Source organism: Chitinophaga sp. (assembly GCF_039596155.1).
GTDB lineage: Bacteria > Bacteroidota > Bacteroidia > Chitinophagales > Chitinophagaceae > Chitinophaga.
This window is the reverse complement of sequence record NZ_JBCNKF010000020.1, coordinates 85,357-109,662: the sequence shown is the minus strand read 5'-3', so window position 1 is coordinate 109,662 and position 24,306 is coordinate 85,357. Positions and strand designations below refer to the sequence as shown.

Here is a 24,306-nt window from a genome sequence, read left to right as displayed (position 1 = left end):
TCTTTTTTATTTCATGGAAAGGATGCTCATTACATCATCCAATTGTTTATTCAGGTCGCTGGTAAAGCCCCACCTGATAGCGCTCATTTTATATGAATAATCCAGGGCGAACTCATTCACCGATTTTGAATTTGTTGCACTGCTAAGATCGATGCCCGTTGAAGCAATAACACTGTGCAGCAGGTCATTCAGTTGCACCTCATTCTCTGCCTTGTCTATCCAGTCCCGTATCAGCTCGCGTTTCTCGTTGGCGAACACGGTGATGGCGGTATCTCCATCGCCGGCGGCAAAACCTTCTTTCATAATGGTCTTCAGCTGCGGCAACTTGATGCTGTCATCTTTCCTGTATTCCTCGTTAATAGTATCCTTCAGGCGCATGCCCTGCTGGCGTATATGCTCTATAGCCTGGTTCTGGCTGGCCAGTCCTGCAGGCAGGTTGGACACGACGGAATTGAGCTTTGTCAGGGCGAACAGCATGTGCTTATCGGGATCATTGTTCGAAGGGGCGCGTGCAACACCATGCTTCTGGTATTGCAGCTTCAATTGCTGTACAAATTCGGCCGACTTTCCTGCATTGGCGAAGTTTTGAGCAACCATCGTGAACATGGGGCGCAGGGTATCGTCATACCCGATAACGTGGCGTCGGTCTTCATTTAGCTCCCTGTTCTTCGTTGCATGGAAACGTACTTTTATTTTTTTTGCCTTTGAATCGAACGAGGGCCTGCCCACAAACCTGATCTCCCCGGTAACGGTGTCGCGCACTATGCCGAATTTCTTCTTCCTGATCTTCTTTTTAGTTCCGGATGAAGAAGGCGACTTATATGGTTTACCTTTGGTGGTGCCGGCAGGGTCGTTATTGATCAGCGGGTTGTTATTTACATATTCGTACAGGTTCAAGCCATCTGCGGGCCCTGCGGGGTCAGCGCTCATCCATCGTCCCAGCCATGATATGTAGTACCGGGCCCCGTAATAATACAATCCCGAAGAATCGTCGCATTCCTTCCCCGTAAACCGGTATTCTTTGGGTTCCACATCCACCTGGTTATTCCCCGCAATAATAGCCGTTCCCCCAAATGGATAAAATTCTTCATAGCTGATGATGTCTCCCGTTTCAGTCAGTTCGACAGAAACGGATTGGATCAATGTTTCAACCTGGTACCGCTGTTGCCGTTGCCTTTCTCTTTTCGAATCGATGGTCCAGTATAACACATTCACGATATGTTTCTTGTCATCGACAACGCGTTCTGTCTGGCATTCAGATACAATGTTAGCGGGATCGATGCTGTTGTTGTACGTGCGTTTCACTTCGTAATTGCCGATATATTTTTTTTCATAGATCAGCAGGAGCCCGTCATTTACTTTTTGCGTGGTTACCTTTCGCACCCGTTCCCCCGTATGATCGTATACATAGTAATCTGCATCATTTGCATCTTCGCGTTCTATAGTAGTGATGCCGGAGATATTGTTCCGGTAATTCCAGGTAATCCCGGAAAGATTATTTAGCTGCAGTAGGTTGCCGTCCGCATCGTAAGCATCCGTAGGCTCATCCTGGGGAATGGCCCTGTTGGAAGATGCCGGCACATTCATCACACGCGTCCATGATGCGGATTTTGCGATATGATTCAGCTCCACAAGATTACCGGAATCATCATAGGTATAATGTTCAGCATAATTTTCGAGCTGTTGCTGGTCGCTCAGGGGCGCGGTTGGACAAAGCTGCGCATAGATGCTTTGCTTGAAGCCGTTGGTGTGCGTGCTCTTTTGGATGCCTATGTGTTGCCGCCCGGAAGCGTTGATCAAACGATAGACGGCATCCAGTGTGTAATCCATCAATGGTTCCACCAGCTGATTATTACAGAACACCTCTTCTTCCGAATAATCGCGGCAACGGGTGAGGTTACCCACGGGATCATATGTATACCAGGTATCCTGCACGTTCGATCGGTTGTCTGAACGCGTAGTAAGCAGCCGCTGCAAGCGTTCTGTAGTGGGTTCGTAAGTATATGCGGTTTTTGTTCCACCTGCATAATGCACTGCCAGCCGGCTGCCGGATGCATTGTAGGTGATGGAGCTGATATAGGTTTGCGTGGTATTGTCCGGGAAGATACCGTTCACCGTGTTCAGCTGGTTCATTTCATTGTATGTCCACAGCACCTGTCCTTTATCCGGCATCTGCTCCTGTGTGGTCATTCCCGCAGCATTGTACCGGAAGGTGGTGACGAAGGCTTCTTTCTCAAGCGGAACTTTTTCCGGATCGTTCCAGTTGGGCTCCTGCGTGTATTGATCTAGAAAATATCTTGTTTGCTTTAATGCTTTCCCAGCGAACGAGTAGGAATCGATCAGCAACTTGCCGGCCTGGTCGTAATAGGCATAGATGTTACCAATAAGATTGTTTTTCGCAGCATCGGTCACCAGCTCGCCATACACGATCCTTTCGGTGTATTGGTTAAGGGTCAGCGAGCCCTCGCTACCGGTTACATATACGCCGGTGGGCCGTTGTAAATGATCATATTCCTGTCTTGTACAGAAACCGCGGGCATCCCATGATAGAACAGTATTACCATATATGTCCGCAAATACCTGCTTCAACCCGGCATCGCAACTTTGCGTACGTGCCGGCTGATCGACCATCATGGGAAAGAGGTTAATGAAGTTCTGGTAATCCGTTTCCGAATGACAGTTGGAATAATACAAGCGCGGATCAGCAATGGAAAGATGCCGGCCGTTGATATCGGGCAACGAGCTTGTGATGAGACCATTCTGCCGGAAAAAATCTGTCAGCTGCGGAATGAATTGCAGGAAAGGCTCGCTTAGTTCAAATGTAAAGTCAGGGGCATATACCTGGACAGCTGTAGACGTCCATGCACCATATTCAGGATATGGACCTATAACCAGGTATTTTTTCAATACCAGCTCATCCCATAATTGCTGCGATGTAACGCCGCTGCCATTCACCATCTCTTCAAATGCATTGGATGACACTTCGCCAAGATTGTTCTGGATGGAATAAAAAACATGGCCGGCGCTGTTCATTACTTCACGTGAAGGTGTGTTATAAAATGCGGCGGCTTTATCCAGCGCATCTTTTTCATCTTTCTGCTGGTCCGTAGGATTGGCCGGGTAATTCGCCATGAATGTCTGGTAAAACAGGGAATCGCGAACAGTGTCGTCCGTATCATAGCTGATGGTTTCCCATGGTGTGAACCCGGTATAGCTAAAGAAAAGCTTTGGAGTATCGATGCGTATCACACGCAGCAGCGGATCGTAATGTGTTACCGTTGGAGGAACGATATCGTCATCATCCAAAACGGTTTGCTGATCTTCAAAATCCGGGTTGTCTGAATAGAACGGCAGATATTCCTGCGCGGGCTTCTTCTTATTGTTGTACACGACCTTGCCGCTAACCACCCAGCTTTGCGCGCCGCTGGCGCCAGCATAGCTTTTATGCTGGGTTATTTCACCCATGCCATCGAAATAAGATATATCTTTCAGTATGATGCGGTCCTGCGGACTGATGCCATTGCCATATTGCTGCCCCTGCAACACCACACAACGTGCTGGCTGCGGTTCTTCTCCCGCGGAGCAGGGCTTGCGTATATCGCCTTCTTCATAATAATAGTAGCTGCCTGCGCCCTGCAGGTATTCGGAAGCGTTGTTCAACACATCGCAAAAACCTTTGTCGGGCATGCGGGTGTAATTGACAAGGTCCATATCACCGGCATATTGACCATTCTCGTAACCATGCGAAGCGCTTACATACACTTTGCCCAGCGGATCGAACAATACCTGTGATATATTATTGTTCGGACCAGTGAGCTGCCATGGCGACATGATATAATAATCGATCAGCGCAGTGGTGATATTATACACAGGATCTTCGCCCGGCGGAGTCGTTACATAAGCACTGGTGCTGGTTTCGCGCAGGTAATAGTTATCATAACCGGCAATCGCATTTGCATATAATGGAGATGTATTTGCCACAAAAGAATTCTCTGCTCTTTCGGGCATGTAAAATGCGTTGGCAGTGGTAAAATAGTTCTGTACCAGTCCACGGTTCCACCAATACCCATCGGATAAATAATAGCCACCGGCATTCTCAATAGTAGCAGTATCTATCTTATCACCATAAGCTTGTGTTATAAAACCGGGATCGAACACGGCCTCCTCCCTATGATGGATGAGCATGCGTTCCGGCAGGGGATCACATAAGTTCAGGGCGCTTGTTTGACCGGCATTCCAGTAATAAGTGCGTGAATTTCCAAAACATCTTGCCTCCACTTTTCCCTGTGTAAATGGCTGCGAATAAGAAATGATGTTGTTCATTGCATCGTTAACGATCACTTCCATCTGAGCAAAGCTGAAATACTGACCCGGTGTAATGCTAACACCGCCAGCCTCATATTGTGTTTGGCAGCAATCCACGCCGATCCACCGTGATGGTACTTCCTGGTTAATGAAGCTATTTTTGTTTATGGTGATATACAGTTGCTGCTGTTGCGGGTAAATAACCCGCACAGGATCGCCGCTGTTCCTTCTCGGGTAAAACACCGTAGCTGTTTTCAGTGCATTAGTATACTTGTCGGTTTCCAGTGTGAACTGGTGCTCTATACGCGGATCGTTTGGCTGGCGTTCATAATTATAAGTGATTGCTTCCGGCTCATAGCTGGAGAATACAGGTCCTGAAATGGAAGACGATTCCTGGAAAGAGCTGATATAGGTGCAATGCTGCTCAACAGTATATGGATTCTTTTCCAGGGCGCTGCCATCCAGTCCATACACTTCACGGCGCAGCAATTTTCCTTTCATCATCAGGCATGCTTTTGCAACGACTGATGATGACTGTTTTTTTATCGCATCATCAAGAACATACGCAGGAATCCTGCATTCATCGGGATCACCGTTAAAGTATTGCGACTGGTATTGCAGCAGCAGCGCATCACTTCCTTCCATAATGCCGGTGAGGTACCATTCGCGTGTATATACCGGTGCTACAAACAGCTCGCTGTTCACATCATTCACCGGGAAATCTGCCGGTGCACCTGTGTTATTGAAAGTTTCGTACTGTTCGGCATCCCAGCTTTCCACGTAACCGAAACCGAGAAACTCTTTTTGACTATTGTCATAGCAGCCTTCATGGTAAGCGAATCTCCTGGTAAGCGTATTCCCGTTCACGCTGTCCGATATGATCATTTTTTCCACCACCTGCACGGGAAAGGGCAGATGCGTGATCCATGGATTTCCCGCTTTTTTATCACGCAGATAAAATTCAACAGAACTGCTATATTTGAGCTTTGTGCTTAGTCCCAGGCCATTGTTCATGGCATATAAAAGGTAAGGCTTTACGCCGCTGGCAAACGGTTCTGCAATATCTTCTGCAAGAAAATCGTAGTAATAATGCGTTACTTCAGGCGATGTTTTGGTGAACACCAGGCAGGCGGTTCCATTTCCGTTAATATCTGCGAAGCTGACCTGGTCTCCCGGAGCATATACATCAGGCAATGTTATGGTGAATGCAGGCGCAAAGCCATTTCCGGACTGGTTGATGTATATCTCTGCCTGCGTAGAATATACTAAAACAACATCGGTAGTGCCTGAACCATTAATATCGGACAGCAATACGGTGGGCTGCTCATTTTGCCTGAAAGACGGTGCACCACCGAGACGAATGACCTTGCCGAAATTTCCATGCCCCAGCGAAGGCCATACATTCACAGCGCCATTGAGCACGCTGACGCGGTGCTGCCCACCATCGCCAAAAACATCGGCAAAACTGATATTTATATTGGGCGAATCGGGCTGGCATGGAAGACCTTTCACTTTTATACGCTCTTCCGGCGTGGCAAAACCTTCCGTACCGTTTGAACGGAAATAGGTAACATAATCGGAGCCTATAGAGATCATGTCTGTTTTGCCATCTCCGTTCAGGTCCGCCATTTCAAATTCAAGCGATGATGAGGATTGCGGCGGACGTTGCCGGAATTCAACAAAGTTATTCCAGCCTTCATCGCCATCCCTCTTTGTATAATAACCGGAACGCTCTTTTTCATTCACCACCAGTTCCAGCTGGCCATTGCCATCTATATCGGTGATCAGGTTTCCGGGCGTAGTGAGATCACGGTCTGAAGGAAATGTATCCGGCGCTTCGGGATAGTCGTATACACCGTTGCCCAGCGGCTGCCAGTATAAAGTGCCCGTGCTGTTGCTCATTAAAAACCCGGGAAGGCCTTCGCCATATAGGTCTACGGGCAAATAGTAATTTTGTCCGCCGGGAATTTTCCCATCTTCATGCACCTTCAGCGTCTTAAAATCCGGCGCCGGGGGTGGCGTAAAAGATGTATAGGAAAATGTTGCTGCGGCTGCGCCGGACACCCACCAGGTATTATCGCTGTTCAGCCGGTATCCAAATTGCTGTACGGATGTTACAAAAGAGAATATATCGGTTTCATCATGCGCCAATGTTAATGCACGCACCAGCATGGATGCTGTTCCCAGTTCTGTAAATGAATGGAAAAGCATGATGCTGCTGCATAACCGGCAGGTGCGCACTTCGAAACCGGCGCGGAAGGTTGAAAAGCAATCTTTTCTTGCTGGCCATGTGCGTACCGGTGTATAGGCCGGGAAATATGCCTGCCCGTTCTTCGGCAGATCGTATTCGCCATAGTTGAAAACAAGCTGGAATGCCCACTGTTCCTGCTGCTGCACATCGAAATAGTTGCCATATTGTACGATGTGCAGGTACAACTGTGTATCATAATTATGACCTGCCTTGTTGATGTCGTCAGGAATATTTTCTTCGTTCTCTCTTTTATAGCTGAACTTTATCTTATTGCCTTTGCTGTCCGTTACCGATTCGATCAGCCAGCGGCAAACCTGCGTGGGCTCGGCAGGATTGACGATAAAAGTATCGGCGCTTTTTCCGTATATGGTAACCTGGTTATCGCTGCTGATCGTTTTCCAGAATATATTTTTCGATGCATTGTCCTGCCATTGTTCTATCAGCATGAATGCTTCTTCTTCCTGCTGCAGGTAAGATGTTACGGAGTAGGTGATATTGTTGTCCGTATCCTGCCGGCGAACAATAATGGTTTCGCCGTGGATTGTTTCTGTAAGCGGTACAAATTCAACACCTTCATTAAAGGCATATTTTTCTTTGCCATTATACAATGGTATACCGTTGCGCATGATGATGCCGATATAAGGAATATCCACGTTAAAGCCCAGGCCGAAAGGGCTGTTCCCGCGCGAAGAATCATATACCAGTTGCAGTTGCGGCTCAAGACCGCGGGCAGTTGTTATGGGAAGCGGAATAGAATAACTGCCAGTGCCCGAGAACAGGTTGGTTTGAAATGAATCGCCAACGCTGGTAACAGCACCCCCGCCTTTGGGCAGCGAAATTTCCTGGATGGAAATTTTTGAGCCGGAGTCCGGACTCTCCGCTATTTTTTTTGTTTTGGTCATTGAGGTATGAATGTCTTTTAATTAGCTACATGGCTAGTAATTGATCGATTAGAGGTTACTTTAAGCGCTTTAACGGGAATTTTAATGTTGTTCCTTTATTAAATAAATGTGTGGTAAAATATGCTTCATCTTTAACGCTTTAATTTCGTTTACACGTCACCTTGCGCTGTATACTATAAACAATATGGCCATATGGTTCAAATTGTTTAATGCAATACATAACCTGGCAAGTGCATACTCGCCTGATAATTTGGGTAAGATCAGTTGTTGTTTGGGCCGAGGTATTTACCGGAAGAACTTTTCTCTTATTAAAACGCTTTCTTAATCGAACTTCACTTCGTTATACCGGCTATGCAAGGTATACTCTTTAAACCCGGATTATCTTAGCAATAAACCAGGCATCGCTTAAGCTTGACCGGCGCCAGCGCGCCAGCAGCCTTACATTTAATAATAGGTAATAATTACATTAGTTCATGACGAAAAGTTAGGGTTGCTGATTAGCTGTAAGCTTTCAGATTTAATACTTGATTTTAGGGAAATTCGTTAGGCCAGAAATTCATAATGTGGTATAATCATCTAATTAACATTGAATCTATTTGAGGGGAATTTCCAATCAGGGGTCAGGAAAAACAAGCTGTGAATTATAAAACTTTGGGATATTTCACTTGTCATCAAGTCACATGGCCATAAGAGACATCGTATCACAAGCGTTGATGTGGATCTGACATTTTAAAACTTCCTTAATACCTAATAAGTGACTAATATTCACAAATATAGTAAAAAGCATGTAATAAAAATGGCGCTGCTCTCTGAATTCTAAAAAAAAATTATCCAACTATTTCCATACTCTTTTTTGATCTATTTGCAATGCGTCTGTCAGCAATTCTATTGTTGGTTTCCTTTCCCAATATACCCCCTTGAATTAATGTACTCAGCTATGATAAACCAACAAAAGTACTTATCTGGGAAAGTCCGATATATGAAACCATACCCACACCGCCCTTTCAGTGCAATCTGCCTTCCCCGGGATAACAAGTATTATCCCTGTAAAACCGGGTCGCGAAAAAAGAAAATCTCACCTGTGATGCAAAATGAATCCAGACACATTAGATGAAAATAAAGTAATTTAATTTCAGCTAACCAGGCAGCCCGCACAACTGTCCATACAACCCATAAATTTTCGGAACGACAATAGTTGAAACAACCCGGTAATGCAAAGAATTTAATAGCAACCCATGGAAAAATATTGGTGTAAAATATACTATGCGCATTTTGTCACGCCGTTACCCCGTGACATTTTCTCGTCGCTGCTCGCACAGCTGCCTGCAGCCATGCAAAAAAAAGTGCTGGCATTTCGCAGATGGGAAGATGCACATGCCAGCTTGCTGGGTAAACATATCTTACAATATGCACTGCAAGAGAACGGGCAGTCACATACCCTGGCTACCATGCAGTATACGGCGGCTACCCGTCCGTATTTTCCCGATAGCAGGAACGATTTCAATATTTCACATACAGGCAACCTGGTGGTGTGTGCGATGGCGAATGACAATACGATCGGCATCGATGTAGAGCGCCCTGTTCCTATGGAAATAGAAGATTTCAACAGGCAGTTTTCAGCGGCGGAATGGGCGCATATACATCGCTCCCCTGATCCGCTGCGTACCTTTTTTGAATACTGGACGGCCAAGGAGGCTGTGCTTAAAGCCAGTGGCACCGGGTTAACCGACGAGTTGCACCTGCTCAATCCTTTTGAGAACAGCGAATGGCAGTTATATGCCATCCGGGATTTCTCACCGTATTTATGTCATGTGGCGAGCCGCTATCCGTTGGATAAGATCAACCTGATCAATGTGGGAGATTTATTTTTCTCTGACCACCAATAATCGCAAAGCATTCAATACGACTACCAGGGTAGAGCCTTCATGACCAATAACGGCAGGCCCCATACTGGCGATTCCCAGCAGGGTCAGGGGAATTAAGACACCCACCATTCCCAGGCTGATCACCAGGTTTTGTTTGATGATCTTATTAGCCTGCTGGCTGAGTGCGATCGCAAAGGGTAGTCGTGTCAGCTGGTCTCCCATCAATGCGATATCGGCGGTTTCCAGGGCTACGTCGGAACCGGCGGCACCCATGGCAATACCTACCGTACTATTGGCCATAGCAGGTGCATCGTTCACCCCATCACCGACCATCGCTACTTTACGTTCAGATGCTTTCAGTTTATTAATGGCTTCCACTTTTTGTTCTGGCAATAAATTTCCCCAGGCATCGGTGAGACCGGTTTCTTTGGCAATGGCGTCGGCTACGAGCTGATTGTCGCCAGAAAGCATGATCATTTTACTGATACCTGCAGCTTTGAGTGCATCGATGGCTGCCCGGGCTTCTGCGCGGGGCGTATCCATGACTGTGATCATACCTGCATACTGCCCATCCTTAAGCACGAGCATAGCGGTGTGCCCTGCTTTGGATTTTTCGTCGAGTAGCTGAAGAATGTCAGGTGCCGCGGAAACGAGGGCTTTGTTGCCAATGATGACGTTGTGACCCTGCCACTGCGCCTTGATCCCTTTACCTGTGATGGATTCGAGATTTTCCGCGGGAGTGACATCTTTGAGCTGTGCATCGGCTACAATCGCTTTGGCAAGTGGATGGTCGCTGAGCGATTCAACTGCTACCACCATTTTTAGCAACTCCTCTTTAGTGATGCCATTAGCCGGGATGATATCGGTGAGTTTCGGTTTACCTTCTGTGAGGGTACCGGTTTTGTCAAAGGCGATGGCTTTGAGTGTACCCAGGTCTTCCAGGGGACGGCCCCCTTTGATCAGGATACCTGCACGGGCGGCACGGGCTACCCCACTCAACACGGCACTTGGCGTAGCGATGGCCAATGCACAGGGACTGGCGGCTACCAATACCCCCATAGCACGATAGAAGCTGGCGCTGAAAGGTTCGTTGATCACGAGAAATGCGAAGCAAAGCAGGAAAACAAAGATAATGACAGCGGGCACGTAAAATTTCTGCAACTTGTCTGTGAACCGCTGTGTAGGTGACTGCTGTGATTGTGCTTCGTTCACCAGCTGTATGAGTTTAGACAGGGTGGAGTCTTTGGCGGGTTTTGTCACCTTCACTTCCAATGCCCCGCTCCCATTTAGCGTACCTGCATACACCATGCTGTCAACCCCTTTGTCTACCGGCATACTTTCGCCGGTAACGGCGGCCTGGTTAACAGCACTACCTCCTTTGATGATAATGCCATCTGCAGGGATGGTGTTGTCTGGTTTCACAACAACGATATCATTTACCTGCAGGGTTTCAATCTTTACCTCCGCCAGGTTATTGTCTTTTTTCAGCCAGGCGGTTTTAGGAGACAGCTTCGCCAATGCACTGATCGCGTTCTGCGCCTTGTTCATGGCATAGTGCTCCAGGGCATGACCGAGGCTGAACAGGAAGAGGAGTAAAGCCCCTTCGGCCCAGTCGCCCAGGACTGCGGCACCGGCAGCAGCCACGATCATGAGGGAATCGATATCGAAGGTGCCTTCCCTGATATTTTCAATAGCCTCTTTAACGGTAAAGAAACCACCGGCGATATAAGCGAGAATGTATAACGACAACGGGACTACGGCAGGGATGTCTTTCACAAAAGATAATCCAAAACCAATAGCCAGTGCAGCGCCACAGGTAAGGCTACAGATGAGTTCTATGTATTTCCTCCAGCCATGTCCGTGATCATGGGAATGATCATGGTGTTGATGTTGTTCGCTCATAGGTCTGAAGATACGAAAGAATACGAAATTTAACGATCACCCCACCAGCAGGATCTTCCCGCACCCTGTATGCTTCACCTTCGTTACGATGGCATCTGTCACGATCGTACCCATTTCCAGTCCTGCGGCGACGACCCAACATTCTTTTTCTCCTATCGGCCCGTGATCGGACTGTAAAGTGACCGTACTTTCTTCCACCTTTTGCTGTACCGGGTACCATGGGGAAACAAAGGAGACCGGTGGGCGCCAGTTGCCCGAAAAACCTTTTTCCGAAATATCCCCTACTTCCCCCAGGCTGAATATCAACCGGTATAAAGGTGGTTGCCAGGGCAACACGAGGTTTACCCCGGGTTGCAGTACAGGCACCGCGATCGTGGCACGGGCTGCATTACGATCCAATGTAACAGACAAGGGATGCCTCACGACACTGTCAAACAGGTATCGCCTGTTCAGGTTGCATCCACTCAGCTGGTGACCGAATGCAGCAAAAGAAACCGTTCTGCTGCCCGGTGTATGATCATGATCCTGCGATAACAGATGTCTGCACAGGGAAGTAAACTGTGCAGCAAGATTGACATCTGCCAGGTGCGTCACGGGGGAAATAGCCATCCGGAGGGCCTTGGCGGCGGAAGAGCAGGTACCGAAATCCTTGTTATTGCGCCGTACCCGCTCGCAGGAAGGGAGTTTTTCAATCTGTTTCCTGGATGGACCCCCGTTTTTTCTCACGATGTATCCATCTGCTTCATCCCGGCCTTTGGGCAGGAATGAATTGAAGCCTTCGAGTTTCCCTTCGAATTGAATAACCGATTTTCTAATGGCCATAAGATATGGTTTAAGTTAACAAATAACGCAAAGACGTTCCTGAGCCGTCCTTAACCCGGAGATAACCCGCAGATATCCCGCCTCTTTTAAGATGCGGGTTAAGGGCGGCTTATCAGCGGGTTATCTGCGGGTTATAGGCGGAATATCTATGCTTTTTGGAAGGTAAGAGGGCACAGTGCACATGAGGCCGCAGTAAAATTTATTTGGAGAATTATACCAATCGGTATATTTTTACATCGTCTTAAACGAACAGGTATGAGCAAAGCAGAAAAGACCAGGCAGTATATAGTGGAGAAAACCGCTCCTATCTTCAATACCAAGGGTTTTGCGGGCACATCTCTTACGGATATGACGGAGGCAACCGGCCTGACCAAAGGCTCCATTTATGGCAATTTTGCCAATAAAGATGAGGTAGCCCTTGCCTGCTTTGACTGGAACTTCAAAAAAGTGATCGGCATCATTGAAAGCGCCATGGCGAAAGAAGAGACGTACAGGGGTAAACTGCTGGTATACACTAAAATTTACGACAATTTCCTAAGCGCCCCTTTCCCTACAGGTGGCTGCCCGGTATTGAATACAGCCGTAGAATCGGATGATACACATCCCCAGCTGAAAGCGAAATCGGCAGAAGCCATTGCCGGCTGGAAAAACAGGATCTCAGATATACTGCATAAAGGCATTGAATCAGGTGAATTTAAACCCGGTCTGAATATAGAGCAAACTGCACTGACCCTGATTGCCACCATCGAAGGAGCGATCATGATCACGAAAGTCACCGGTAAACTGAACTATCGTACTGCCATCGTACAATCCATCGAAAACATGATCAACAAACTCTGACTATTTTTTTACATAAAAATATACCGATCGGTATATTATAAAACTACCAACATGAACATCAGTAACAACACTATACTTATCACCGGCGGCAGTGCCGGTATTGGTTTCGAGATCGCACAACAATTGAGTGCACAGGGCAACCAGGTGATCATCACCGGGCGCAATGCAGAAAGGCTGCAAACCGCTGTGGCAAAATTGAAAAATGCGACCGCGATCGTTTCAGATATCAGTAGCGCGGATGATGTGAGTAAGCTGGTAACCGAATTGAATGAAAAGTTTCCGCAGCTAAATATCGTGATCAATAACGCCGGTTATGCTGCTTCTCCCTACCAGTTACTTCCCGGCGTAGCTACTTTTGAACAGGCGGCTGCCGAAATACAGACAAACTATCTCGCGGTACTCCGGCTGAATGAATGGTTGCTGCCCCTGCTGAACAAACAGCCACAGGCCGCGATCGTGAACGTCTCCAGCATTGTCGCTTTCGCACCCAGCATCAATATTCCGGGTTATAGTATCAGCAAAGCTGCCTTACATGCTTATAGCAGGGTACTGCGGATCACATTGAAAAATACTCCTGTCCGTGTATTTGAATTAATGCCTCCATTGGTGAATACGGAGTTCTCTAAGGAGATAGGTGGTGAAAAAGGTATTCCGGCTTCACAGGTAGCTGCCGAGCTGCTGGAAGGGCTTAAAAATGACGTATACGAAATACATGTAGGTAATACCGCCGGTATGTACCAACTCTATCTTTCTTCTCCTGAAAACGCCCTGCAGGCACTCAATAGCAACGAATAATTTTTTGCACAAAAATATACCGATCGGTATGAAAAAAGAAACCATCCTGTTGGTGACTGTTATTGCTGCGGCAGTAATGGAACTGATCGACACTTCTATTGTCAATGTCGCCCTTTCGCACATGAGTGGGAACCTGGGGGCCACGCTGGAAGATACTTCGTGGGTGATCACAGCCTATGCGATTGCGAATGTGATCATTATTCCCATCACCAGTTTCTTAGTGTTGAAACTGGGCAGGCGGAATTACTATATCGGTTCTGTCATTGCCTTTACGTTTTTCTCTTTTATGTGTGGGCAGGCATCGAATATCTGGACGCTGGTGGCTTTCAGGTTCCTGCAGGGAATGGGTGGCGGCGCATTGCTGTCCGTATCGCAGGCGATTGTATTTGAATTGTTCCCGAAGGAGAAAAGGAATGTAGCCAGTGCGCTCTTTGGCATCGGGGTATTTGTAGGCCCTACTATCGGACCTACTTTGGGAGGATATATTACTGAGTTCTACGACTGGCCCTGGATCTTTTATATCAATGTGCCGATTGGCATAACGGTGGCTGTTATATGTTACCTTTTACTGCGGGAGCCGGACTTCAAACAGGAGGCGGGCAAGGTAGACTGGCTGGGGATCTTCCTCCTGGCAATCGGGGTGGGATCGTTACAAACGGTGCTGGAACGCGGGGAAACGGACGACTGGTTTGAGGCGAACTATATCATCCTGCTGAGTGTGACGGCTTTCTTCGGACTACTTTTATTCATCTGGTGGGAGCTACGTACCAGTAATCCCGTTGTGAACCTGCGGGTACTGCGGAGTAAGAACCTGAGCCTGGCAGCGATACTGACGTTTATCTCCGGGGTAGGATTATTCAGTTCTGTGTTTCTCACACCTGTATTTGCACAGCGGTTGCTGGGCTTTACGCCTACCCAAACGGGGCTGTTGCTTTTGCCGGGTGCACTATTGGCCATCGGCGGCCTGATGGTATCGGCAACGTTGTTGCAAAAGGGCGTCTCTCCTATTGTCATGATCACGATCGGGATGTTCCTGTTTGTACTCTTTAGCTGGCAGATGTCGCATCTGAGCCTGGATGCAAGTGCAGGCATGATTACGGGAAGCCTGGTATGGCGGGCAGTGGGCTTAGCAGTGGTCACGGTACCATTAACAACACTGGCAGTGTCGTCGCTGGAGCTAAAAGATATACCACAGGGGGCAGCATTGAATAATATGATGCGGCAATTGGGCGGGAGTTTTGGATTGGCGATGGTGAATACGTATCTCACCAACAGGAATGCGGTACATAGAACAGACCTGGTGAGTCATATCACACCGGATAATCCCGCAACGGCGAAACGGATCAGTGATTATACGGCCTATTTTATGCAACACGGGATCGGGATGATGGAGGCAAAGCAGAAGGCATTGAAGGCCGTAGATTTCGTGGTGAGCAAACAGTCTAACCTGTTGAGTTATAACGATGCCTACCTGATGGTAGGAATGGTATTTCTTTTTTCACTGCCATTGTTATTACTGGCGCGCAGAAAGAAGCCGGGCGTACAGATGAAAGTAGTGTTGTCAGATCATTGATGAATGTTCATTGGCACCTCCCTTTGCAGGAGCAAATTTTTTGGTCAGCATACCGGCCGGGGCCGTTACCTGTCGCATGTAAACGGTCCTGCCGGGAATGACCAGCGCCGCTGATGATGCAGAAAAGAAAATCAACCGGAGATGTAAACGACTTCCGGTAAAAGTTTCAGCTATAATATGTAAACAACTATAATTTGATTAAATTGAGATAATATTAGCGTTTAAAGAAATCTGTCATTTGATATTGAGATCCTGTATTATTTCACTTTTTCTAGTTTTTTTTAGTTGTCTTACCGTTTCCGCCCAACAACACATGCAGACTTTGGAACAAATCCTGAGAAAGTCTGATGCCGGTAGTATGGAAAAAGCTTTTAGCAGTATAAAAGCGATTATTAGCCCGCTTCCTTATGAAGAAGCTATTTACTACGAAGATTCCCTGCTTCACATATCGGCAGAACTGCCACATTATCCCCAGGCCTTTGGCTGGATGTATGAACTGACAGAAGACACCTATATTCACTTCGGGCACGAAGGCAACCTTTTTCTTTACCTGCTTTCTATAGCGCGCGATCCTATTTTTGATAAGCCGGAGATCCAGGAAAAGATGACGTATGAAATAGGTCATTCCTATTACGAGCTTGGAAATAATGAAAAGGCTCAGCTGACGCTCGAAAAGTACATTAGAGATTACAAAGGGCCTGTCACCAGGGATTTTATCAATAGCCTGACCATGTTAGGCCTCATTGCGCAGATGCATCAAAAATATGATGATGCCAATATCTTTTTCCACCGGGCATTGGATGCAGCCCGTCTTTCAAACGACTCTGCCTGGATCGGGTTGTCCAATGGCAATATTGGTTGCCTTTACCTGGAAATGGGAAAAATAGAAGAAGCCCTTCCCCTCATCTACACAGATATTCGTTTATGTCTGAAAGACTCCATGTATGAAGGTGCTGCTAATGATTATTTCGATCTCACTAAAGTGGTTCTGAAGCGCCATGACCTTACCCGCGCAAAATCACTGATTGATAGTAGCCTCTTAATGCTAAGATTAGATAAACGGCCTTATAGAAAATCCTGGGTCAGGGTTTACCGGAATTTATCCCGGTACTTCAGTGAAATTGGTAAAATGGATAGTGCCTACCATTACCTGGCCCTGGCCGAAGCGATCAATGACAGCCTGCAAAATAATAAAAGTGAAACTTTGCTGAAGATCAGGGTCAATGCATTTACCATGGAAAAGGAAAAGCAGGATGCGTTACTGATCAAAGCAAGTATTGCCAGAAGCCAGCAAAACTACCGGTTTGCTATCACCGCGATTGCAGGTATGATACTGGTTACCTTCTTTGCGTTTGTTTATACTACCCAGAAGAAACGTATTAACCGGATCCTGTCTGAAAAGGCGCGGCTGGTAGAGGCGGAGAAACTGGCAGAAGAGAAGTTGCGAAAAAAAGAAGAAGCTGCCAACAAAGCGAAAGACAAATTATTTTCACTGATTGCCCACGATCTCAGGGGGCCTATCAGTAGTCTGGGGATGCTCCTGGCCGTTCTGGAAGAAGGATATATGGACCTGAAAGACTTTGAAAAATTTATACCTAAACTAAAGGAACGGGTAGACAATCTTTACCAGGTAACTGATAACCTGCTGATGTGGGCATACTCCCAACTGGATGGCAACATTACAAAAAAAGAGGTGGTCAATGTAGGAAATATAGTTCATAATGTTTTCACCCTGCTGGCAGATGATGCATTTAAGAAGCAGATCTCACTTGAAATGGACGTGCAGAAAAATCTGAAAATAATTGCCGACAGGAATCAGTTAGAAATAGTGATCAGAAACCTGGTGGGGAATGCGATCAAATTCTGCCCTTCCGGTTCGACTGTGTTGATGAAGGGTTTTATACAGGAGGATGAAGTGTTCATCAATATATGTGATAATGGTCCGGGGGTTCCTGAGAAGGTGATTTTAAATATGCAGGAAGGTACTTTTTCGCAGCCATCCGTTGGTACAGGTGGAGAGAAAGGAACAGGGCTGGGACTGGTGATGTGCAAAGAGTTTATCGAAGCAAATGGGGGACGGCTAAGTATTTCCCCCAATCATCCGAATGGAACGGTGTTTTCTATTCGTTTTTTAATTGGTCAGAGTTAGAGCAGGGATGTTCCGTTGCTGCCTGGCCAGTTGAATCATGGTGCCCCAGGTTGTGGCAGGCAATCAGGTGGGCAGTGAGATGGCGGGGGTAAAAATATCGCAGGTGCCTGCCAGGAAGAAAAACGAAGGGCCAGACATTCATCCGGCCCTTCGTAAGTAATTATTTTAGAAATCGATATCATCTGTCCCGGCCCAGGGGCTGTTATCCAGGGTAAATAAGGGTGTTACCTGTCCCGGCACCACACTGAGGTAGACGGAAACTGACGTAACGGTATTCTTCTTCGTTGTCAGTGTTTTCGTACCCAGTACTTCTGTTGTTCCATTTCCTTTTACCCATGTCAGGGTGATCGGCACGCTCACTGTGGTTGTATTATCCCCGGTTGTGAATGCATTGGCTGTATAGATCCGGCTGGGCAGTGTGTCATTTGTTTTCAGTGTATCCGGTGCAATCAACCCGCCATATGTAGCCAGTACATACCCGCTGGTTAAATTGTGCAGGTCATACCTGATGGCGAACACCCTTCTTCCCAGTTCTAACGATACATTGGTATTGTTTGGATCACGGGCGGTATAGTTTGTCATACCGTAATATGTATCGACTTCAGGATACCGGTAAATGTCAGCAGCGCGTGATACGGTATCTTTTAATACTTTCATAAATGACAGCGAGTCGATAAATGTTGTCTGCAGTGAATCATACCGCATTTTATTCTGTAGTTTACCCTGCATGGGGGTGGCATATTTCCGGTAACCATCTGCAGCCGTTTCCCACCATAGTCCGAAACTACTTCCTTTCCTGATGGCGGCGACGTAGATGTTATAGGAGCTATCCTTCAATACTTCCAGTTTTATACTATCAGTATTGTCAAAGAGCCCTTGCGCAAAGGGAGCACCAGTATATGTCCGGATACTCACCGCATAGATGGTACTATCATATACTGTTTTCAGATTGCTCCAACTGGTGGTAATATCCCCGGTTAGTACCAGCCGAACGGCTACTTTTTCCGGTTGATGGGTGACAGGTGGGGTAGACTTTTCGTCCTTTTTACAGGAAAACAAGAGTATCGCAATGAGCAGGAATTTTTTCATGACTAGAATCTGATTGGCGTGTTTTCAGTGAATGGGGTTTCTGTGATCTTTAGTTTGAGCGAACTACTGTTTGCATTACTGCTGCTATCGATATCCGGCAGCGTGACATTTACATTTAGTAAGCGATTGCGGCGGGGAAGCGGCAGATTTGTGTAGAATCCGTTACTGCTATCCTTACCGAGATTAAACTTACGGCCATCCGGAAGTTCCCACACTATCTTGACCGCAAAAGCGCCAAATGCATCGGTATAGCCATGTGGAAGCGTATCTGCCAGCAGGAAATCGAGGCAGGAATAAATATGCGTGGTACTAATTGTATTTGGGTAGATCGGACCTGCAGGAAGATAGAGATGGGAGGTCGCGATCGTCAATTTGCCTTGTGTTAGTTGCGGACAGGTATATTTAATACCGAAAGTCAGTTTTTTTAAGAAAATAGGAATCGTTGGTGTGTCCGGATTAACGTTGTACACGGATGCGGTTCCACTATAAGTGGTGCATTCTCCGAAAGGCTGCGCCATATTGAATTCAGACTGAGCATTCGCAGGTGCCATTGTGAAACCTGATTTAAAAAGCGTGTAATTGAGCCCTATTCCTGCCCCCAGGTAAGGCGAATATTCCATACCATTTCGAAGGAATGAGCTGACAGGATACCAATAATAGTCAGCGTCTTCTCCCCTTTGGCTATAAGCTATACCTGGCCCCGTTCCCCGTTGGATAACCGTCAACCTGACGGTATAATGCGTAACCGGGTCTACGACAAAATGCACGGAATCCAATCTGTTGAAAGCACCGTAAGCATATATTTTACCAGTGGGATCGTATACTTCTACCATGTACAGGGTTGAATCAACCTGTTCTTTGGCATTTGCATTGCCAGTCGCTACTTTACCACTGGTAAGTGGTGTCTGGCTTAAAATGAATTCGCCTGCGGGTTGCAGGGAAACCATTACCTTTCTGGAGGAATCCTTTGGTGGAGTCGTAACGATGGAATCTGCGTTCTTTTTGCAGGACGTAAAACAAAGGGAAAACGCTACGCCAACGACAATCAGGAAAATGTTAATTTTCATTTTTAGGGGTTTGTAAAATTGTATTGTCAGAATATTACGATAAAACGAATGCTGATAAGGTTAGGATAAAACTACAATTTAAATCCTGATTACAGAAATAATCGTTTTGTAGTTAAGCAGATGTGCAGGACAGCCCCCGCTGCACGGGATGCAGAAAATTCGTTAATTTGAGTGTATCATTTCCTGACGAAGCCGGAGGGATACTGACAGCCGGACCTTTTCCCCGGCCGGGCGCCCCCGGATAAAGACCGCTTCCATGCAGTATTTCCGCGATCATTTACAGCATGACCGATTATTCAATAACCTGCAAATAAATACAAGCTATTTGACCAGACAAAAAAACAATTATGACAAAGTTGCCAGGCAATACGACTGGCTAAGCAAATTGGTATTTTACCGCTCACTGGAAAATGCACAGCTGAGTTTGTTAAAATTCATTCCTGCCGGCAGCAGGGTGCTTATTGCAGGCGGCGGCACCGGCTGGATACTGGAACGCATATCTCAATTACATCACAACGGTCTCTTCATCACCTATGTAGAGATTTCGGGTACCATGATCCTTCTCTCCCAAAAAAGGAACATCAAAGAGAACAGTGTTGAATTTGTACACCTGCCTATTGAGGACTTTACACCTGAACAGGATTACGATGTAATCATTACCCCCTTTTTATTTGACAACTTTATCCCCGAACGGGCACAACCCATCTTCTGGCAGCTGCATGATGCATTGAAAAAAGGAGGCCTGTGGCTGTTTGCCGACTTTTATTATGACAAGGAAAAAAGCCGTTGGTGGCAGCGCTTACTACTGAAAACCATGTACACTTTTTTCAGGTTATTCTGCAATATAGAAGCTGACTCGCTCTTCGATATGTCCAGCTGCTTTGAACAGGGCAAATACACGGTGATTCATAAACGTTTTTACTACTTTGGTTTCATCCAGTCAATTGCTTACAGCAAACCGGCATAATTTTATTTTATGCATCTTCTGAACAGATAGATGTAGCCAGAACAAGACTATCCCGGCTGATTACGTAAAACCTACAACTGTTATATACGCTTACTTTTTAACGTTCCCCATAAAGTTGCGCTATCCTGTTTGTACCTGCAACCACAACTTCCTGAAACAGGCAAATCAGCCCCTGAAATAGAAAAATCCCCTTACGAACATCACCGCTACGCTTGACGGCTATCATGTAAAAACGAACACTGCGGTAATACCTTTGTTAAAACCAGTAATACTATGGAAAAGATTCTCTTTGTAACGGACGCGCAGCAACTTAGCAACAAAGCAATGGATTTTGCAGGTTTTATCTGTCAGTTATCGCAATCAAAACTGACGGGTGTTTTTCTACAAAATAGTGCTGCCGGAAGTTTTAAAAAGGCGTGTGATGCGAGGAGTATAATAGGTGCTTTACATCCGGATACTGCTATAACGAGTGCGGGTATCCTGGCAGAAAGCAAATTTGCAGACCTGGTGCTGTTGCAACCAGACGGGTTGACACTACATGGTGCCGGGTGCCCGGTAGTGGTGATCCCCTCCCATTTCGAAGGATTAGACCAGCTTGTATTCATCTATGACGGTGAGGCAACAAGTATCAGGGCAATTAAGCAGTTTACTTATTTATTCCCGGACCTGAAGGACCTGCCGGTGAATGTAGTGTGCTTAACGGAGCGTGAAGAAGAGCTGGGTAGCTGGTTTACGAGTCATTACCGGGATGTGACGTTTACACATCATAATCTGCCTGAGCTGAGGGAATACCTGGGATGTAAGGAAAGGGCATTTATCGTGGTGAACAATGAATTGCCTTCACAAAGGATGGCGAGTCAGGCGTTATTTGTTTGCAATAACTAAGGTTATCAGCAGGTGATGTTACGCTTACCTTCAACGGCTAAGAATTTCGACACAATTAACACAACAATTAACAATCAATCATTACCTATTTATTACACTATACCTATGACTAAATTCTAACGACGACGACGAGCAATGTTAACCCAATATCCATCGTAAACAAGGTGCAATCCCGATGTAGGGCTGATCTGTAAAAAAGGTCAGCCCCCTTCGTTTTAAGGAAGGGGGCTGACTGCTGTACTTACTGTTCAGCCCTTACCATGGCTGCAGGGGGGCTGCCCATTCTCTTACAGTCTGTTAATTGCACCGTTCCTTTTCCGGTGAAACGGCATGCTTCGTCGTTTGCTAAAGGCTAGTCATAGGGGTATAATTAAAAAAATTTATTCCATATTTCCAGGCAGGTATTATCTCAGGAATGATGGTAACTATCGTTGTTACAATCGTATAAAAAGGAAACGCTCTTTTCAGGAGAGACGCCTTTTATAGCACTCCGGCCCCCATATATTCCTGCAACCGGAGGGTCAGGTGGTCGGTGCGGGTAGTGAGCAGCCAGTTAAGACCGCTCTTACGCAGCACCTGAACAGACAGGCCTATTTGTCTGTAAAAGTCTTTTTCCAGTTCAGCTACAGTACGATCACCGCTGATGTCGATCCAGCCGAAGCTATGGATCATACGAATGTCTTCGATGGGGGTATCCAATGGCCACTTCTCATTCCGGGGGCATCCTACACCTGCTTCATGTGGGTGCTTAAAGAATTCCAGACTGAGATGCGGGTATGCTTCCTGAAATTTGTCCTGGATATTTTGCAGCAGGTCTTCTTCGCTGATATAAATTTCCATGGTGCACGTGTTTAACTGTGATAAAAGCATAATGGTCGCTTTAATGAGTTGAAAATTGGCGTCGATCGTAAAGTGCTGGTTACATGATAAATGTAGGATGACTGACGATGGTCAGCAATGATTGTGGTCAGGAAAGGGACTGCTTATGGTCAGGAAGGGGTTAAAAAAAGGCCGTTTCCTTCCGGAGACGACCTGTCTAAATACATCGTATATAATATAATATTACTGCTGTGGTCTGAAGGTGATCTTAAACTCTGTTCCTTTTTCCAGCTCACTGATACACTCGATCTTCCCATTCATCAACTCAGTGTACTTCGCTACAATATGCAATCCCAACCCGGTTCCCTGTATATTGGACACATTTTCTCCCCTGAAGAACCTTTCAAACAAATGCTGCTGATCTTCGTAAGAAATTCCCAGGCCCTGGTCTTTTACGGACAGGACCAGCTCCCCTTCTACATAGTTTGTAGTCAGGAAGACAGTTTTCCCGGTGGGTGAGAACTTAATTGCGTTCGACACCAGGTTGATGGTAATGTGTTTGAGTAACACAGGATCCAGTGTCAGGATGGTATGGCCAGTATGCTTATATTCAATTTCCTGTCCGGGTTTGAGCAGGCCGGCGAGTTCGCTGAGGATATTTTCGATGTGGGCTTTGATATCAAATTCAGAAAGGCGTACCTGGATCGCTCCTTCTTCAATCTTACCTACAGAGAGGAAGTCATTCAAAATATCAGTCAGCATGTTTACGGCAGACTTGATCCTTTCAATGTGTTTATAGCGTTTGGGTTGCTCTTCGGTGGTCTCATATCTGGCAATCAGGAAGATAGACGAGAGGATGGTGCTCAGTGGGGTACGGAACTCGTGCGACGCCATCGTAACGAAGCGGGATTTCAGTTCGTTGAGGCCTTTTTCCTTTTCCAGCATTTCACTCAGCGCTTTTGTACGTTCATCTACCTTGGCTTCCAACTCTGCATTCAGGTTGATCAGCGCCTGTTCCGAGGCTTTACGGGCAGAAATATCACTTACAAAAGCAATGACGAAGTGTCCGCCGTCGGTGTTATAGTTACCAAGACTCACTTCCACTGCAAACTCAGTTCCATCCTTGCGCCGGCCAAAAAGTTCCAGGCCCGCGCCCATAGGGCGGTTCCGTGGATGCTTATTGAAGCCGTCCCTGTGATGAACGTGCTTATGCTGAAAACGGGTGGGTACAAGCAGCTCTATCAGCTGTCCCAGTACCTCCTCTTCCGTATAGCCAAATTGATTTAACAGGAAAGGATTTGCGAGTATAATCCTGCCCTTGTCATCTGTTACAATAATGCCGATGGTGGCATTATTAAATAATACTTCGAAGCCTATTTTCCTATTCATTGCTGGGGGTAAAATTAAAAAAATCGGGTTACTAAAAAAATGGGAAATTAGTTGCCAGTGTCAAACGTACCTTTTTCAGCCATTAAACGGGGGGAAGAATGCCGAATATAGCACCAATCAACTGCGGGGAGAAGCACACTATCATATAATTAGTGCTTGCCACGGGCGGGGATGCAGCTGTTACCGGGTTGATCCTGCGGTCGCATGCTGCTTTGTTTTCATCTCCGTGAAAGGCTGCGCCTGCTAAGGGACGGCGGTATTCGCCGCCAGGTACCCCGGGATGTTATTAATAAATGATGGAAATGCTGCAAAAATGTTGTGTTGACACCGTACTGATGGGGGTTCAGTACATACTTTGTGGAAGTTAGGTCACACATTTAAAACCAAATGGCTGTGTGGAACTGATTTTGGCACCCGGCATTATTTTAGATTTACAGTTAGTGACAATACATTTACTCACGATAAAATTTTCATCTTATGTTACGCTGGACAGTCACTTTCTTAATTATCGCATTAGTTGCTGCTTTGTTTGGTTTTGGTGGTATCGCAGCCAGTGCAGCAGGCATTGCAAAGATCATCTTCTTCATCTTCCTGATTCTGCTGGTAATTTCACTGGTGATGGGCAGAAGGAGCCGTATTTAATCTATGATCAGATATATAAAAAAAAACGCTTCTGCCCGGATAAA

General features: G+C 46.4%; 15 protein-coding genes. 8 read left to right on the top strand and 7 right to left on the bottom strand.

Features of this window, described 5'->3' with window-relative positions:
• Positions 1-6: 6 nt before the first annotated feature.
• Positions 7-7,458 carry a SpvB/TcaC N-terminal domain-containing protein gene (locus tag ABDW33_RS19515; RefSeq protein WP_343691770.1) on the bottom strand — a complete coding sequence of 2,484 codons (7,452 nt, stop codon included), beginning with the start codon at positions 7,456-7,458 and terminating at the stop codon, positions 7-9.
• 1,235 nt (positions 7,459-8,693) lie between these two features.
• Between ABDW33_RS19515 and ABDW33_RS19510 the strand changes: the two genes are divergently transcribed.
• A complete protein-coding gene (locus tag ABDW33_RS19510) occupies positions 8,694-9,344 on the top strand; it encodes a 4'-phosphopantetheinyl transferase superfamily protein (RefSeq protein ID WP_343691769.1) in 651 nt (216 codons plus the stop codon).
• On the opposite strand, the gene ABDW33_RS19505 is transcribed toward ABDW33_RS19510, so the two are convergent.
• Both ABDW33_RS19505 and ABDW33_RS19500 read right to left on the bottom strand, forming a co-directional pair.
• Positions 9,321-11,225, bottom strand: a complete 1,905-nt coding sequence (locus ABDW33_RS19505; RefSeq protein WP_343691768.1) for a heavy metal translocating P-type ATPase — start codon at positions 11,223-11,225, stop codon at positions 9,321-9,323. The two genes, ABDW33_RS19510 and ABDW33_RS19505, sit on opposite strands and share 24 nt — an antisense overlap.
• Positions 11,226-11,261: 36 nt before the next feature.
• On the bottom strand, positions 11,262-12,047 hold the full coding sequence (locus tag ABDW33_RS19500; RefSeq protein ID WP_343691767.1) for a hypothetical protein: 786 nt from the start codon (positions 12,045-12,047) through the stop codon (positions 11,262-11,264).
• Between the two features lie 255 nt (positions 12,048-12,302).
• Between ABDW33_RS19500 and ABDW33_RS19495 the strand changes: the two genes are divergently transcribed.
• The 4 genes from ABDW33_RS19495 (at position 12,303) to ABDW33_RS19480 (ending at position 17,404) form a co-directional block, all read left to right on the top strand.
• On the top strand, positions 12,303-12,887 hold the full coding sequence (locus tag ABDW33_RS19495) for a TetR/AcrR family transcriptional regulator (protein WP_343691766.1): 585 nt from the start codon (positions 12,303-12,305) through the stop codon (positions 12,885-12,887).
• Positions 12,888-12,938: 51 nt separating this feature from the next.
• Complete coding sequence (locus tag ABDW33_RS19490) at positions 12,939-13,682, top strand: SDR family NAD(P)-dependent oxidoreductase (protein WP_343691765.1); 744 nt, start codon at positions 12,939-12,941, stop codon at positions 13,680-13,682.
• A gap of 28 nt (positions 13,683-13,710) precedes the next feature.
• Positions 13,711-15,255: a DHA2 family efflux MFS transporter permease subunit gene (locus ABDW33_RS19485; protein WP_343691764.1), complete on the top strand. Its 1,545-nt coding sequence runs from the start codon at positions 13,711-13,713 to the stop codon at positions 15,253-15,255.
• Positions 15,256-15,568: 313 nt separating this feature from the next.
• Positions 15,569-17,404: a tetratricopeptide repeat-containing sensor histidine kinase gene (locus ABDW33_RS19480; protein ID WP_343691763.1), complete on the top strand. Its 1,836-nt coding sequence runs from the start codon at positions 15,569-15,571 to the stop codon at positions 17,402-17,404.
• A gap of 165 nt (positions 17,405-17,569) precedes the next feature.
• Here the strand turns inward: ABDW33_RS19480 and ABDW33_RS19475 are convergent, their stop codons facing one another.
• On the bottom strand, positions 17,570-18,493 hold the full coding sequence (locus ABDW33_RS19475) for a hypothetical protein (protein WP_343691762.1): 924 nt from the start codon (positions 18,491-18,493) through the stop codon (positions 17,570-17,572).
• A gap of 2 nt (positions 18,494-18,495) precedes the next feature.
• Positions 18,496-19,560 carry a hypothetical protein gene (locus ABDW33_RS19470; protein ID WP_343691761.1) on the bottom strand — a complete coding sequence of 355 codons (1,065 nt, stop codon included), beginning with the start codon at positions 19,558-19,560 and terminating at the stop codon, positions 18,496-18,498.
• Positions 19,561-19,885: 325 nt separating this feature from the next.
• Between ABDW33_RS19470 and ABDW33_RS19465 the strand changes: the two genes are divergently transcribed.
• Positions 19,886-20,527: a class I SAM-dependent methyltransferase gene (locus ABDW33_RS19465; protein ID WP_343691760.1), complete on the top strand. Its 642-nt coding sequence runs from the start codon at positions 19,886-19,888 to the stop codon at positions 20,525-20,527.
• Positions 20,528-20,800: 273 nt separating this feature from the next.
• The gene (locus ABDW33_RS19460; RefSeq protein ID WP_343691759.1) at positions 20,801-21,412 is read left to right on the top strand and encodes a hypothetical protein; all 612 of its coding nucleotides are present in this window, start codon (positions 20,801-20,803) and stop codon (positions 21,410-21,412) included.
• A 480-nt stretch (positions 21,413-21,892) separates the two neighbouring features.
• Here ABDW33_RS19460 and ABDW33_RS19455 read toward each other — a convergent pair whose 3' ends face one another.
• The gene (locus tag ABDW33_RS19455; protein ID WP_343691758.1) at positions 21,893-22,252 is read right to left on the bottom strand and encodes a hypothetical protein; all 360 of its coding nucleotides are present in this window, start codon (positions 22,250-22,252) and stop codon (positions 21,893-21,895) included.
• Positions 22,253-22,474: 222 nt separating this feature from the next.
• The gene (locus ABDW33_RS19450) at positions 22,475-23,620 is read right to left on the bottom strand and encodes a PAS domain-containing sensor histidine kinase (protein WP_343691757.1); all 1,146 of its coding nucleotides are present in this window, start codon (positions 23,618-23,620) and stop codon (positions 22,475-22,477) included.
• Between the two features lie 477 nt (positions 23,621-24,097).
• On the opposite strand from ABDW33_RS19450, the gene ABDW33_RS19445 reads away from it, so the two are divergent.
• On the top strand, positions 24,098-24,262 hold the full coding sequence (locus tag ABDW33_RS19445; protein ID WP_116856480.1) for a DUF1328 family protein: 165 nt from the start codon (positions 24,098-24,100) through the stop codon (positions 24,260-24,262).
• The last annotated feature ends 44 nt before the right edge of the window (positions 24,263-24,306 follow it).